The organism is Ensifer sp. Root278 (assembly GCF_001429285.1).
Taxonomy (GTDB): domain Bacteria; phylum Pseudomonadota; class Alphaproteobacteria; order Rhizobiales; family Rhizobiaceae; genus Ensifer.
The window spans coordinates 94740-108914 of sequence record NZ_LMJJ01000011.1; the positions used below are offsets into that span (position 1 = coordinate 94740).

15 protein-coding genes are annotated in these 14175 nt (G+C 61.7%); 10 read left to right on the plus strand and 5 right to left on the minus strand.

Annotation, left to right across the window (positions count from 1 at the left end; genetic code table 11):
- Positions 1-34: 34 nt before the first annotated feature.
- Complete coding sequence (locus ASE60_RS11375) at positions 35-289, minus strand: hypothetical protein (RefSeq protein ID WP_057250297.1); 255 nt, start codon at positions 287-289, stop codon at positions 35-37.
- Positions 290-543: 254 nt separating this feature from the next.
- Between ASE60_RS11375 and ASE60_RS11380 the strand changes: the two genes are divergently transcribed.
- A complete protein-coding gene (locus ASE60_RS11380; RefSeq protein WP_057250299.1) occupies positions 544-1482 on the plus strand; it encodes a neutral zinc metallopeptidase in 939 nt (312 codons plus the stop codon).
- A gap of 61 nt (positions 1483-1543) precedes the next feature.
- Here ASE60_RS11380 and ASE60_RS11385 read toward each other — a convergent pair whose 3' ends face one another.
- Positions 1544-2536, minus strand: a complete 993-nt coding sequence (locus ASE60_RS11385) for an aldo/keto reductase (RefSeq protein WP_057250300.1) — start codon at positions 2534-2536, stop codon at positions 1544-1546.
- Between the two features lie 119 nt (positions 2537-2655).
- Here ASE60_RS11385 and ASE60_RS11390 point away from each other — a divergent pair, with 119 nt between their 5' ends.
- From ASE60_RS11390 to ASE60_RS11400, 3 genes are all read left to right on the plus strand, one after another.
- Positions 2656-3564, plus strand: a complete 909-nt coding sequence (locus ASE60_RS11390) for a LysR family transcriptional regulator (RefSeq protein WP_057250302.1) — start codon at positions 2656-2658, stop codon at positions 3562-3564.
- 167 nt (positions 3565-3731) lie between these two features.
- Positions 3732-5048 carry a TCR/Tet family MFS transporter gene (locus ASE60_RS11395; RefSeq protein WP_057250304.1) on the plus strand — a complete coding sequence of 439 codons (1317 nt, stop codon included), beginning with the start codon at positions 3732-3734 and terminating at the stop codon, positions 5046-5048.
- Between the two features lie 142 nt (positions 5049-5190).
- Positions 5191-6603 (plus strand): MATE family efflux transporter, encoded by a 1413-nt coding sequence (locus tag ASE60_RS11400; RefSeq protein WP_057250306.1) that lies wholly within the window; start codon positions 5191-5193, stop codon positions 6601-6603.
- Between the two features lie 135 nt (positions 6604-6738).
- Here ASE60_RS11400 and ASE60_RS36040 read toward each other — a convergent pair whose 3' ends face one another.
- Positions 6739-6867, minus strand: coding sequence for a hypothetical protein (locus tag ASE60_RS36040; RefSeq protein ID WP_255571450.1), 129 nt, complete (start codon positions 6865-6867; stop codon positions 6739-6741).
- A 359-nt stretch (positions 6868-7226) separates the two neighbouring features.
- Between ASE60_RS36040 and coaD the strand changes: the two genes are divergently transcribed.
- From coaD to tgt, 5 genes are all read left to right on the plus strand, one after another.
- The gene (gene coaD, locus ASE60_RS11405; RefSeq protein ID WP_057250308.1) at positions 7227-7721 is read left to right on the plus strand and encodes a pantetheine-phosphate adenylyltransferase; all 495 of its coding nucleotides are present in this window, start codon (positions 7227-7229) and stop codon (positions 7719-7721) included.
- 35 nt (positions 7722-7756) lie between these two features.
- The gene (locus ASE60_RS11410; RefSeq protein ID WP_057250310.1) at positions 7757-8329 is read left to right on the plus strand and encodes a peptidylprolyl isomerase; all 573 of its coding nucleotides are present in this window, start codon (positions 7757-7759) and stop codon (positions 8327-8329) included.
- 22 nt (positions 8330-8351) lie between these two features.
- Entirely contained in the window at positions 8352-8861 is a 510-nt protein-coding gene (locus ASE60_RS11415; RefSeq protein WP_057250311.1) for a peptidylprolyl isomerase, read from the plus strand.
- Positions 8862-8934: 73 nt separating this feature from the next.
- A complete protein-coding gene (queA, locus tag ASE60_RS11420; RefSeq protein WP_057250312.1) occupies positions 8935-10017 on the plus strand; it encodes a tRNA preQ1(34) S-adenosylmethionine ribosyltransferase-isomerase QueA in 1083 nt (360 codons plus the stop codon).
- Complete coding sequence (tgt, locus tag ASE60_RS11425) at positions 10018-11148, plus strand: tRNA guanosine(34) transglycosylase Tgt (RefSeq protein WP_057250314.1); 1131 nt, start codon at positions 10018-10020, stop codon at positions 11146-11148. It abuts the gene before it with no gap.
- 33 nt (positions 11149-11181) lie between these two features.
- On the opposite strand, the gene ASE60_RS11430 is transcribed toward tgt, so the two are convergent.
- A complete protein-coding gene (locus ASE60_RS11430; protein ID WP_057250316.1) occupies positions 11182-11604 on the minus strand; it encodes a DUF4864 domain-containing protein in 423 nt (140 codons plus the stop codon).
- Positions 11605-12058: 454 nt separating this feature from the next.
- Here ASE60_RS11430 and ASE60_RS11435 point away from each other — a divergent pair, with 454 nt between their 5' ends.
- Positions 12059-12529 carry a hypothetical protein gene (locus ASE60_RS11435; protein WP_057250318.1) on the plus strand — a complete coding sequence of 157 codons (471 nt, stop codon included), beginning with the start codon at positions 12059-12061 and terminating at the stop codon, positions 12527-12529.
- A gap of 446 nt (positions 12530-12975) precedes the next feature.
- Here ASE60_RS11435 and ASE60_RS11440 read toward each other — a convergent pair.
- Positions 12976-14175, minus strand: a 1200-nt coding sequence (locus tag ASE60_RS11440) for an ISNCY family transposase (RefSeq protein ID WP_057250359.1), incomplete at its 5' end; no start/stop codon positions are given.

A 14175-nucleotide genomic window follows, 5' to 3' on the forward strand; every position in this document is an offset into this window, starting at 1 on the left:
CACCGGCCGGGCACGCATTGATGGTCTTTTCAGGCTAGAAGCGGCTTATAGGCAAATGTATCTGCAAGCGAAACCCCGAAAATACCGGAATCGACAAGAAGCCGGCATATTTGCGCGTCCTCTGCTTTATCGCTCGCTCGGCGGCACTAAAACCGCGCCAAAGCGTCAGGCGCCGACGGCGCGCACTGGCGGCTTCGACCCGGACGAGCAGGTCGTGCGGATCGGGCCGGGGCTTGTGCACTTCTTCCACGCCGAGGCGACCGATTCCTTCAAGCCGCAACGCCTTCACGAAGGCTCCGCCTCGTCCCGCTCTGCGGGTGGCTTAGGAGCGGCAAAGCGACTTTATGTCAAGGAGAGCGGAGCAGACTTCAGCCGGCGGAGTTTTCGCTGCCGATATCCGTAGCGCGAGCTAGCAGCCGCAGCAAAAAGTTTGGCCAGATCGCGAACTTACGGGCGGCGATTGCGTTTTACAACGACGTTGGGCGCATCTTATAAAAGAGCAAACCGACAACGCCCTTTTTACAGAGGCTGGGAGGACAGATCATGGAATGGAAAGGCCGCCGCCAATCCGAAAACATCGAAGACCAGCGCGGCGCGAGCCCGGGTGGCGGCAATCCGTTCGGGCGCGGCGGTGGTTTCCGCATGCCGGGCGGCGGAGGCGGTATGCGGCGCGCCGGCGGCGGCATGAGCTTCGGAACGATCATCTTCCTCGTCATCCTCTACTTTATCCTCAAGGCCATGGGCATCGACATGCTGCAGGTGCTGGAAGGTGGCGGCGGTCAGGTACAGTTGCCCGGTTTCGAGCAGAGTGACGGCTCGCCGGCACCGCGCGGTTCGGCCCAGGAAGAGGAAATGAAGTCTTTCATGGCGACCGTGCTCGCCGAGACCGAGGATACCTGGAACGGCATTTTCCAGGCGAGCGGCAAACAGTACGAAGAGCCCAAGATGGTGCTCTTCCGCGGCCAAGTGCGCTCCGCCTGCGGCTTCGCGTCTGCCGCCTCCGGGCCGTTCTATTGCCCGGGAGACCACAAGGTCTATCTCGACATGAGCTTCTTCGATGAACTCGCCCAGAAGTTCGATGCATCCGGCGACTTCGCCCAGGCTTATGTGGTTGCGCACGAGGTCGGCCACCACGTCCAGAACCTGATCGGCGTCTTGCCGAAATTCAACCAGATGCGCCAGTCGATGAGCGAAACCGAAGCCAATCAGATGTCGGTGCGTGTCGAACTGCAGGCCGATTGCTTCGCCGGCGTCTGGGGCAAATTTACCGAGCAGAAGGGCCTGCTCTCGCAAGGCGACCTCGAAGAGGCGCTGAACGCCGCCACCCAGATCGGCGACGACACGCTGCAGAAGCGGATGCAGGGCTACGTCGTTCCGGAGAGTTTCAACCACGGCACCTCCGAACAGCGCATGCGCTGGTTCAAGCGTGGCTTCGACAGCGGCAAGATGTCGGCCTGCGATACCTTATCGGGCGCCGTCTAGCCGCTTCTAAACAAGAAAACCGTCAGGGCCGGCACGATTGCCGGCCCTTTCGTTTGTCGGGTCAGCGTTCGCTGTCCATATGGGCGAGTTGGGCCTCGGGATAGCGGGCGCCCGAGGCGGCATCTTTCGGAACCGCCTGTTCGATCACCGCCAGATCGCCGGCACTGAGATCGACATCGCGCGACGCGAGGGCTTCCGCCAAGCGGTCGCGCCGGCGTGCACCGATCAACGGCACGATGTCCTTGCCCTGGGCGGCTACCCAGGCAATCGCGATCTGAGCCACCGAAACGCCCTTCTCTTCAGCGACCTGCCTCAGCGCTTCGACGAGGGCGAGGTTCTTGTCGATGTTGCCCTCCTGGAACCGCGGGCTCATGGCGCGGAAATCGCCCTTGCCAGCCGCGCCTTTCTGCCAGTGGCCACTGATCAGGCCGCGCGACAGCACGCCATAGGCGGTGACGCCGATACCGAGAGCGCGGCAGGTCGGCAGGATCTCGCTCTCTATGCCGCGTGAAATCAGCGAATACTCGATCTGCAGATCCGAGATCGGGTGGACGGCAGCGGCGCGGCGGATGGTCTCGGGCCCAACCTCGGAGAGGCCGATATGGCGGACATATCCAGCCTTCACCATGTCAGCGATCGCACCAATGGTATCTTCGATCGGAACGTCGGGATCGAGCCTTGAGGGACGATAGATGTCGATATGATCGACGCCAAGCCGCTGCAGCGTATAGGCGAGAAAGTTGCGAACCGCCTTCGGCCGGCAATCATAGCCAGCCCAGTTGCCCGCAGCATCGCGCAATGCGCCGAACTTCACACTCAACAGCGCCTTGTCGCGCCTACCGCCCTTCAGCGCCTCGCCGATCAGCATCTCGTTGTGGCCCATACCATAGAAGTCACCGGTATCGAGCAGCGTGATGCCGGCCTCCAGCGCGGCGTGGATGGTGGCGATGCTTTCGGCACGGTCGGCCGGGCCGTACATGCCGGACATGCCCATGCAGCCGAGTCCGAGCGCCGACACCGAGGGGCCGGTCTTTCCGAGTGAAACGTAATCCATTCTCGTTCTCCTTCGACATGGCCGAAATCCGCCGGCCGTTGATCGGTCTCTTGTTTACTTCCTTTGGCGTCGTGCGATAATCCGACCTCAATCGAACGACTTGTACGAAATTCCGCACAATGAACGACCTGCCGCTTGCAGATCTCGATGCCTTTACCGCCGTTGCCGCGACGCGCAGCTTCCGCGCCGCTGCCAAGAAGCGCGGCGTTTCCGCGTCGTCGCTGAGCGAGGCGCTGCGACGGCTCGAAGCCAAGCTGCAAGTGCGCCTGCTCAACCGCACGACCCGCAGCGTGACACTGACGGAGGCGGGCATGCGGTTGCTGGATCGGCTGACGCCGGCGCTCGGCGAGATTGCCGGCGCGCTCGATCAGGTCAACGAGATGCGCGACAGTCCGGCGGGAACGCTGAAACTGAATGTCCCGACCATCGTTGCCCGCGAAATCCTACCACCGATCGTCGGCCGCTTCCTCAGCAAGCATCCGGCAATCTCCTTGGAAGTGACGGCGGAAGATGGGTTCGTCGACGTTCTGGCGGCGGGTTTCGACGCTGGCGTTCGCTATGAGGAACGGGTCGAGCGCGACATGATCGCCATACCGATCGGGCCGAGCCGGCAACGCTACGTCACCGCGGCGGCACCGGATTATCTCGCCAGGCACGGCGTGCCCCAACATCCACGCGATCTGCTTGACCATGGCTGTATTCGCCACCGTTTCGCCAGCGGCATTTCTCTTCCCTGGGAGTTCGGTGAAGGGGAGGCGGCGCTGACGATCGCGCCTCCTGCCGTCGTGACCGCCAATACGATCGACCTCGAACTCGGCGCTGCCCTTGACGGGCTTGGCATCATCCGGACCTTCGAGGAGTTCGTCGCCCCGGCCATCGCGGCAGGACGGCTCCGGCCCATTCTTGAAGACTGGACGACGAGTTTTTCCGGACCGTTTCTCTACTATGCGAGCCGCAGGCATATGCCGACGCCGCTGCGCGCCTTCGTGGATTTCTTGAAGCTTGAACAGCGGCGCGACAACGGGTGAAGGCAGATGCACGTCACCCGTCACTTCAACCATTGCGATAGTCCCATCAAATAATTTGAGACGTTCACGGATTGTTTCGCGCGAAATGATCCGTTACACCTAAATTGGTAGCGTTGTTCACGTTCTGTCCCGCATCCCGGGGCAGGCCGCTCGGGGGAAGGGATCGCATGCGCGACGAGAAGTTTGTGCGACGCGGCCTGTTCCTCGTCTTCCTCATCCTGTTCCTGGATATCATCGGCATTGCGATCATCGTTCCAGTGCTGCCGACCTATCTGGAGGAACTGACCGGCTCCGATATCAGCGAAGCGGCAATCGACGGTGGTTGGCTGCTGCTCGTTTATGCGGCGATGCAGTTTCTCTTCGCGCCGCTGATCGGCAACCTCAGCGACCGATTCGGCCGCCGTCCGGTGCTGCTCGCATCGGTCTTCACCTTCGCACTCGACAATCTGATCTGTGCGCTCGCCACCAGCTATTGGATGCTGTTCATCGGCCGTGTGCTCGCCGGCATCAGCGGTGCAAGTTTCGGCACCGCATCGGCCTATATCGCCGACATCAGCCATGACGGAAACCGCGGCAAGAATTTTGGGCTGATCGGCATCGCCTTCGGGACCGGCTTCGCCCTCGGCCCGGTGCTTGGCGGTCTGCTCGGCGAATTGGGGCCACGCGTGCCGTTCTACGGTGCCGCGGCGCTCTCCTTCGTCAATTTCATTCTCGGCGTATTTCTGCTGCCCGAGACGCTGGATCGCGCCAATCGCCGTCGCTTCGAGTGGAAGCGCGCCAATCCGCTCGGCGCCCTCAAGCAGATGCGCAACTACCCAGGCATCGGCTGGGTTGGGCTCGTCTTCTTTCTCTTCTGGCTCGCCCACTCCGTCTATCCGGCGGTCTGGTCCTTCGTATCCAACTACCGCTATGGCTGGAGCGAGGGGCAGATCGGGCTATCTCTCGGTATCTTCGGCATCGGCGGCGCGTTCGTCATGGCCGTCATACTGCCGCGCGTCGTGCCACGGCTTGGCGAGTGGCGGACGGCGGTACTGGGACTGACCTTCACCACCCTTGGCGCCATCGGCTATGCGGGTGCCTGGCAGGGGTGGATGATCTATGCGGTGATCATCGCAACCGCGATCGAAAGCCTCGCAGATCCGCCATTGCGCAGTATCGCTGCCGCCCACGTGCCGCCATCGGCACAGGGAGAACTTCAGGGCGCGCTGACCAGCATCGGCAGCATCACCACGATCATCGGCCCGCCGGTCTTCACCCAGGCTTTCGGCTATTTCACCAGCCCTAGCGCTCCCGTCGCCTTCGCCGGTGCGCCCTATGCGCTCGCGAGTTGCTTCCTCGTCGGCGCGCTCGTCGTGTTCCTGTTGAAGATACCCAGAAGCAGGGCGGTAGGACCGCAAGGGCTGGAGGAGGCTATCGAGCCGGCTGCGGTTGCAGCAGCGGAAGAGGCTGAAGGGATCGAACAGCCAAGAATGCACGGAAATTGATCAATTTTCGTGATCTATCGATGAAAGTTTGAGCAACCTCGCCCTTGCGGCTGGCTCTTTGCCCGGGGGTATTCTATCTCCGGTTTTCCTCCCTCCGACCTTTAGTTGCGGCCGAGGCCGCATCGACCGCCAGGAATCTGCCATGCTGACCGCGAATGCGAGCCCGAAGCCGTTGACGACCGACAACTCCTGGCGGATGCATTATCGCGCGATCTTCTATCTCGGCGTGCCCTTTATCGGCGCCCAGCTCGCCCAGCTCGCGATCAACACGACGGACGTCCTGATGGTGGGCAAGCTCGGCGCCACCGAACTCGCGGCGATCATTCTTGCGACGCAGATGTATTTCACCGTCTATGTTTTCGGGAACGGCTTTGCCAACGCGGTGGTTCCGATGGCAGCCCAAGCCGTTGGTCGAGGCGACAAGGTTTCGGTGCGCCGCTCCGTGCGCATGGGCATGTGGGTCGTGCTGCTCTACGGGGTGCTGACGGCGCCGGTGCTCTGGATGGCCGAACCGATCCTGCTTTTCGCCGGTCAGCAACCCGAGGTCGCAGCCCTTGCAGGGGAATACATCCGCATCGCCCAGTGGGCGATCTTTCCCGGCCTGATTTTCATGGTGCTCAGAGCCTTCTTGAGCGGCCTCGAGCGGGCAGGAATCATTCTCTACGTGACGCTGGCGACTCTCGTACTCAATGCCGCTCTTTGTTACGTGCTGATCTTCGGCCATTTCGGCTTCCCGCAGCTCGGCATCTTCGGTGCAGCGGTAGCGGCGCTCGGCGTTGCGTTGCTCGGCGCGGCGCTGACGATCGGCTACATCAAGAGCAAGCCTGAGCTCAACCAGTACGAACTGTTCGTCCGATTCTGGCGGCCTGACTGGACGGCGTTCTGGGAGGTCGTGTCTCTCGGCATTCCGATCTCGCTGACGATCCTTGCCGAAGTGAGCCTCTTCACCGTCGCTTCGCTGCTGATGGGCACGATCGGCACGATTGAACTTGCCGCGCACGGCATCGCCCTGCAGTTCGCCTCACTCGCCTTCATGATCCCGCTCGGGCTCGCGCAAGCCGCCACGGTGCGTGTCGGCCTTGCCTACGGCCGAAACGACATGCTGGGCGTCCGGCGCGCGGCGGTTGCATCACTCGTGCTCGGTGCGGGCTTTGCCGTCGTCGGGAGCGCGATCTTTGCCCTGTTCCCGAGCCATCTCGCCGCCCTTTATCTCGACACCAACCGCCCGGATGCCGCGGCAGTACTGGCCTTCGCCGCGCCGCTCATCGTCATTGCCGGCGCCTTCCAGCTCGTCGACGGCATGCAGGCGATCGCCGCCGGCATGCTGCGCGGGTTGAAGGACACCAAGGTGCCGATGCTGCTGGCGTTGATCTCCTATTGGCCGATCGGCTTCGTCTGCGCCTGGGCCTTCGCCTTTCCGTTCAACTTCGGCGGCATGGGCGTCTGGTTCGGCTTCGTCCTCGGGCTCGCGGCAGCCGCCGTGCTTTTGAACTGGCGCTTCTTCCGGATGATCGGCGCGATTTCGACCACGCCCCCGAGGCACACCGCGATTTAGCGATAGGCTCCAGGCTGCGGGCAAAGAAAAAGCCGGACGGGCAGGGGATGCCGTCCGGCTTACAATGGCGACCGCCTCAGGGGAAGGGAACGGCGTCGCCTACTACCAAGCTTCGATTACGAAGCCTCGAAACCGCTAGACGTTGAAACCGTCAAGCCGCTCCGAACCCTGGCGATCGCGCTGGAGGTCGCGTATCGTCCGGGCAAAATCGATCAAAAAAACGAAACTGATGACCGCTGCCGCGATCATAAACAGGGTGGCCATGACGCCCTCCATCAACGGAAGATCTTCTGGGTCACGAATTGCTCGCGCCGGGCACGGGACTCATTGCGAAGTCCATGTATCGTCGCAAACAGCATCGCGAAAAACATCGCCATCGAAAACAGAGCAAGTCCCATAGCCGTAATCCTTTCGCATCCTAAACGGCAGTACGTTCGAAAAGTTCCGTTGTTTACTGCGCTACACTAGCGTTCTGCGTGTGAAGCACCGTTGAACATGGCATTCATTTAGCATTCATTCTTTCTGTCCCGCTGTTTCCCAGGGAACAGCTCTAGCCATCGGCACAACTCTTGCGATCCGTCGCCGTCCGTGACAAAAGGCTTCACCAAACGGAAACAGGTGCGATGACCACGGCATTTTATCCCGGCTCCTTCGATCCGATGACGAACGGCCACCTCGACGTACTCGTGCAGGCGCTGAACGTGGCGGCGAAGGTCATCGTCGCAATCGGCATCCACCCGGGGAAGGCGCCGCTTTTTACCTTTGATGAACGCGCCGAACTCATCCGTCGCTCGCTTCAGGAATTCCTGCCCGACCGGGCCGGCGATATCGACGTCGTCGCCTTCGACAATCTGGTCGTCGACGCGGCACGCGCGCGCGGCGCGAAACTGCTTGTGCGCGGGCTTCGCGACGGCACGGACCTCGACTACGAAATGCAGATGGCCGGCATGAACCGGCAGATGGCCCCCGACATCCAGACGCTATTCTTGCCCGCAGGCACGGCGTCGCGGCCCATTACGGCCACATTGGTCCGCCAGATCGCGGCCATGGGCGGTGACGTCAGCGCCTTCGTGCCCGCGGCAGTTTACCAAGCACTGCAGGCCAAACGCCGCGCTTGAGGCGCGGCCCTCTTTACACCACGCAGGGAGAAACCATGAAAATCCTCCACCTCGCTTTTGCCGGCGCCCTTGCGCTTGCCTCCTGGACGGGAACGGCGATCGCACAATCGGCCGACAACTTCATCACGATCACGCTCAAGGATGGGCCGGTCGTCGTTGAACTGCGTCCGGACATTGCCCCGAAGCATGTCGAGCAGATCAAGGCGCTTGCCGCCGCCGGCGAGTATGACAACGTTGCCTTCCATCGCGTAATCAAGGGCTTCATGGCCCAGACCGGCGACGTGCAGTATGGCGATATGGAAAACGGCTACCAGCCACAGGCTGCCGGCACCGGCGGCTCGTCGAAGCCGGATCTGCCGGCCGAGTTCTCCGACGTTCCGTTCGAACGCGGCACGGTCGGCATGGCGCGCTCGCAGGATCCGAACAGCGCCAACTCGCAGTTCTTCATCATGTTCGCTCCGGGCGACTTCCTGAACGGCCAATACACGGTCGTCGGCAAGGTCGTTTCGGGTATGGAGAACGTCGACAAGATCAAGCTCGGCGACGATGCCAACAACGGCTCCGTCACCGATCCCGACCGCATGATCAACGTCAAGGTCGGCAAGTAAAGTCAACAGAAGGAGAAAACCCATGGCCGAGATCAAGGATCCGGAAAACACGATCATCATGGAGACCACCAAGGGCAAGATCGTCATCGAGCTTCTGCCTGACGTCGCTCCGGGTCATGTCGCCCGCATCAAGGAACTGGCTCGCGAAGGTGCCTATGACGGCGTGGTATTCCACCGCGTGATCGAGGACTTCATGGCGCAGACCGGCGACGTTCAGTACGGCAAGACCGGCGGCGAGCACTTCAACCCGGCGCGTGCCGGCATGGGCGGCTCCTCCAAGCCGGATCTGAAGGCCGAATTCTCGAACGTCAGCCACGTTCGCGGCACCTGCTCGATGGCCCGCAGCCAGATGCCGAACTCGGCAAACTCGCAGTTCTTCATCTGCTTCACCGATGCCCCCTGGCTCAACAAGCAGTACTCCGTTTGGGGTCAGGTCATCGAAGGCATGGACAATGTCGACAAGATCAAGCGCGGCGAACCGGTGCGCGATCCCGACTCGATCGTCACGATGCGGGTTGCCGCAGACGCCTGATTTGCGCTAATGCACGGACCCGCCCCGGTCGCCAACTGCGCCGGGGCGGGTTTGCTTTTGTCTGAAGATAACAATGCGCGTAGACCTGTTCGACTTCGACCTTCCGGAAACCTCGATTGCGCTTCGGCCCGCAAGCCCGCGCGACAGCGCCCGCATGCTTGTCGTTCGCCCTGATGGCGCGGAAGTTCTGTCCGACAAGGGTGTGCTCGATCTGCCGTCGTTCCTCAGGGAAGGCGACGCACTGGTCTTCAACGACACCAAGGTGATCCCGGCGCAACTGGAAGGCATCCGCCGCCGCGGCGAGGAGATCACCACACCGGTTTCGCTGACGCTGCACATGCGCACGGCACCCGATTGCTGGAAGGCTTTTGCCCGCCCGGCGCGGCGCCTCAAGGTCGGCGACCGCATCGCCTTCGGCCATGGCGGTTCGAGTTGCCTGCTGGGCACACTCGACGCGACGGTCGAGGAAAAGGGCGATGCCGGCGAGGTGACGCTGCGCTTCGACCTCTCGGGCCCGTCGCTCGACGAGGCGATCATGGCGGTCGGCCACATTCCCCTGCCGCCCTACATCGCCTCCAAGCGCGCCGAGGACGCCCAGGATCGCGCCGATTACCAGACGATGTATGCCCGGGAGGAGGGCGCCGTAGCCGCGCCCACCGCCGGACTGCACTTCACCGACCGTCTCTTCACCAAGCTCGACGAGGCCGGCATCGAACGGCATTTTGTGACGCTGCATGTCGGGGCGGGCACGTTCCTGCCGGTCAAGGCCGACGACACCGACGACCATGTGATGCACCAGGAGATCGGCCACGTCGACGCCCGCACCGCCGAGCGGCTGAACGCCGTGAAGGCGAGAGGTGGCCGCATCGTCTGCGTCGGCACGACTTCGCTCCGGCTGATCGAAAGCGCGACCTCGGCAGAGGGTATCGTCAAGCCGTGGTCCGGGCCGACCGGCATCTTCATCACGCCCGGCTACCGCTTTCGCGCCGTCGACATGCTGATGACCAATTTCCATCTGCCGAAATCGACGCTGTTCATGCTGGTTTCGGCCTTCTCAGGCCTGGAAACTATGCGCGCGGCTTACGCACATGCGATCGAAACCGGCTACCGCTTCTATTCCTATGGCGACGCCAGCCTGCTTTTCCGGAAAGACTAGATGACCGAGACCTTCCAGTTCAAGCTTCACAAGACCGACGGCAAGGCCCGTCGCGGCGAAGTGTCCATGCCGCGCGGCACGATCCGCACGCCGGCCTTCATGCCGGTTGGCACGGTCGGCACGGTCAAGGCGATGTATCTCGACCAAGTGAAGGATCTCGGCGCCGACATCATTCTCGGCAATACCTACCACCTGATGCTACGCCCCGGCGCCGAGCGCGTCGCACGGCTCGGCGGTCTGCACGGCCTGATCCGTTGGCAGGGACCGATCCTTACAGACAGCGGCGGCTTCCAGGTCATGTCGCTTGCGGGCCTTCGCAAGCTCGACGAGCAGGGCGTCACTTTCAAGAGCCATGTCGACGGCGCGCTCTTCCACATGTCGCCGGAACGGTCGATCGAGATCCAGGGCCTGCTCGACAGCGATATCCAGATGCAGCTCGACGAATGCGTGGCGCTGCCGGCCGAGCCCAAGGAAATCGAGCGCGCGATGGAAATGTCGCTGCGCTGGGCAGAGCGTTGCAAGGTGGCCTTCGGCGACCAGCCAGGCAAGGCGATGTTCGGTATCGTGCAGGGCGGCGACATTCCAAAGCTGCGCGAACGCTCGGCCGAGGCGCTGAAGGGGCTCGATCTCAAGGGCTACGCTGTCGGCGGTCTGGCCGTCGGCGAGCCGCAGGAAGTGATGCTGCGCATGCTCGACATTACCTGCCCGATCATGCCGGTGGACAAGCCGCGTTACCTCATGGGGGTCGGCACGCCCGATGATATCCTGCGGTCGGTGGCCGAGGGCATCGACATGTTCGACTGCGTGATGCCGACCCGCTCGGGGCGCCATGGCCTCGCGTTCACGCGTCATGGCCGCATCAACCTGCGCAATGCGCGGCACGCCGAAGACATGCGCCCACTCGACGAAGAATCCTCGTGCCCGGCGGCGCGCGACTATTCGCGCGCCTATCTGCATCACTTGATCCGTTCGAACGAGTCGCTCGGCGGCATGCTCTTGAGCTGGAATAACCTGGCCTATTACCAGGAGCTCATGGCCGGCATCCGTCTGGCGATCGACGAAGGTCGCTTCGCCGACTTCATGGCGGAAACCCAGGAAACCTGGCGGCGAGGGGACCTTCCGCCGGTCTGACGGTTGGAGGACGCTTGGCGCTTTGTGCAGGGCCTAGATCGCCGGCCCCGGTGCTGCCTGCAGCATCATGACGCCGTTGATCTTGTAGCTCCCGTCCGGTTGCTTCACCAGTTGGTAGATTGCCGTCCAGTCCTTGCCATCAGGGGCCGAGATCAACACCTCCTGCAGGACCTGATCGCCGACGACCTTCGACCGGCCAAAGGCGAAGTTGCCGGGCCGGTAGACGGGCTGGTAGCCGCGTTTGACCATGTCGAAGAATGTGGTCTTGTCGGGAAACTTGCCGCGGACCGCCGGTGAGGCGAAGAAATAGGCGGTTTCTGCATCATCATGCAGAAAGGCTGCGATCTGCTCCTGAATGATCGCGCGCGCGGTATCGACAGGTTCATCGGCGCGGACCGCACTTGCAGTGAAAAGTTGGGTCGTCAGTCCGAGGGCAATGGCAAAGGTCCTGAACATCGCCGATCTCCATGCAGCCAGCTTCCAAAGAGCATAGGACAGCGGTGCGCTTTGGAAACGGAGGCGCCAGTCTCTTTAGGCGTCTTCGCAACGCACGCAAGACAATACATGTGTTCAAATTCAATCACTTATATCACAGTTTATGTATATTACTTTAAATATCATAAATTGGTGATATTTGGCCGGGGGCGCTCCTGCTGGCAAGCGACGTTTTCGGGGAGAGTTGGCGCGGGATTGCCTTCAACGCGACTGTGATCGCATGTATCGGCGGCATGGTGTGTGGCGAGCACAAAGACCGAGTTGGACCCTGCCGCCACATCGCGGCCGTCGCCTTGGCTCGCGCTCTTGCTTGGCTCGGGGGCGAGCCTGTTGTGGGGCGCGGCGACCTGAACATATGGTGATCCTGTAACCTGCAGTGATGATTGCCTCGAAATGCCCGTATGGAGCGATTGCGATGAGCGCGAAGACAATCGAAATCTACCAGCCGCGTCCTGTTTTGAATTTGGGTGAATGGGACATCGGCGGTCTCAAGCTCAAGGCCTATGGCCTCGTTGCCGATGGCAAGGAAATCGATGGGCCGATGGTGGCGTTGGCGCAGTCCTTCATCCGACATGACGTCTTGCCGCGTGTCACGGATGAAGGTGATAGCAACGGCATGGGCTTTGTGATCGTTCATGCCGGCACCCTTGGTATCTCCATCTCGGCCCATTGGTGGATACAGGGTTCGGTTCTTTGCCAGCATATCTATCGGAAGCTTTATTCGGCTGCTGAACCCTTGGACACCGTACGGAGACCTGTTGTTGCCTGTGTTTGGGAACTGGCTCTGATCAATGCCGAGCAGGAAGCCTGGCGAAAAACGATGATGAAAAGCGCGCCCAGTCCGTCGGCCTATATGGCGAATCGCGCCGAGGTCGAAACGGCATAAGCTGAACGGGGCGAAGGTGAGACCCGCACCAGACTGCTTCATTTGCATCGGCTCATTGCGTTCGACAAAGTGGTGAGGGTGGAATCGATTGGCATGTTGCATTTGAAAATGGAACCCGCCCGGCTACACACAATGTGGCGGCCAGGTTGAACTGTCCGCTTTGGCGCAAAGTAGAAATGTCACTTGAGCTGCCCTACTGCACAGCGACCAGCCCCGATCTGACCGGCTGATCCGGTTGCAAGATCAGATCGGGGCGGGGGGGGAGCACTCCNCAATGTGGCGGCCAGGTTGAACTGTCCGCTTTGGCGCAAAGTAGAAATGTCACTTGAGCTGCCCTACTGCACAGCGACCAGCCCCGATCTGACCGGCTGATCCGGTTGCAAGATCAGATCGGGGCGGGTGGGGAGCACTCCTTCGGCTTTAGCTTTGAGAGCTCGGTCAGGGGATCATTCCGCAGCATCAAGTCGGGACAGGGCCTGCTCGCGCCGAGCAATCACCACCGGATCGTTCATGAAATCCGTCCGCTTGCCCGGCTTGCGGCCACGCGGTTTGTAGCCATTCTTCTCGCTGTTCGTCTTCACCGCCGGCTGCGTCTGCTGCTCCTGGCGTTCCTTGATATAGGCCAGGACATCACCGAGCCGCTTGTTCTCGGTGATCGCCGCATGCGTCACCCGCTGGTCCTTATCGAACATCTGGTAGGGCAGGGAATGGCCTTTCCACCGCACATCCAATCGACCATCGGCATAGGCATAGGTCTCGACATAGCGACCAGCCAAGCCGCGTGTCACCTCGGTCTCCTCGAGCATGATCCGCTGGCGCTCGAACGAAAACGTCAGCTGCGATCCAACATAGCGCTGCTCACGTTTGCACAGGACGTCGCGCAACCGATCCGGGGCGAGATTCAGCGGGCGGTGCAGGTCATCGGGTCGGGCAGGGACGATCGCAAACCGCGCATTGTAGTGCTCTATGAAGCCCGGCAAAAACCTATTGCCAGCCTCCATGTCGTCGATACCCGCCAGCCGTAATTCCTTGACCAGGCGATCTTGCAGCGTCCGGTTCATCCGCTCGACGCGACCTTTGGCCTGACTGGAGTTTGCGCAAAGAATCTCGATGTTTAGCTCTGAGAGTGCACGCCCGAACTGCGTCATGCCCTGGCCACCCCTGGCATCCTTCTTCGCCACCCGAAACACCGAATGCTTGTCGGAATAAAAGGCGACAGGTGCCCCATGATGCTCAAGGTAAAGCGCCAGCGCTTCAAAGTAGGTGAAGGCGCTTTCCGAGCGCACAAACCGCAACTGCATCAACCTGCCCGTCGCATCATCGACGAACACCAGTAGCGAGCACGGCGGCCCGCGATCCTCAAACCAACGATGCTCCGACCCGTCGATCTGCACCAGCTCGCCATAGGCCTCGCGTCGCAAGCGTGGCTGATGAAACGTCCGCCGCTGCTTGCGCGACAGCCAGAGGCCGTCGTCCGACATCCATTGGCGCAGCGTCTCGCGCGACACCCGCAACCCATCGCGCTCGGCCAGCTTCTCGGCTGCCAAGGTCGGACCAAAGTCCACATAGCGTTCGCGAACGACCGTCACCGCATAATCCCGAACACCGTCGCTGATCCGATTGTTCGAGGGCCGGCCGATTGCCTT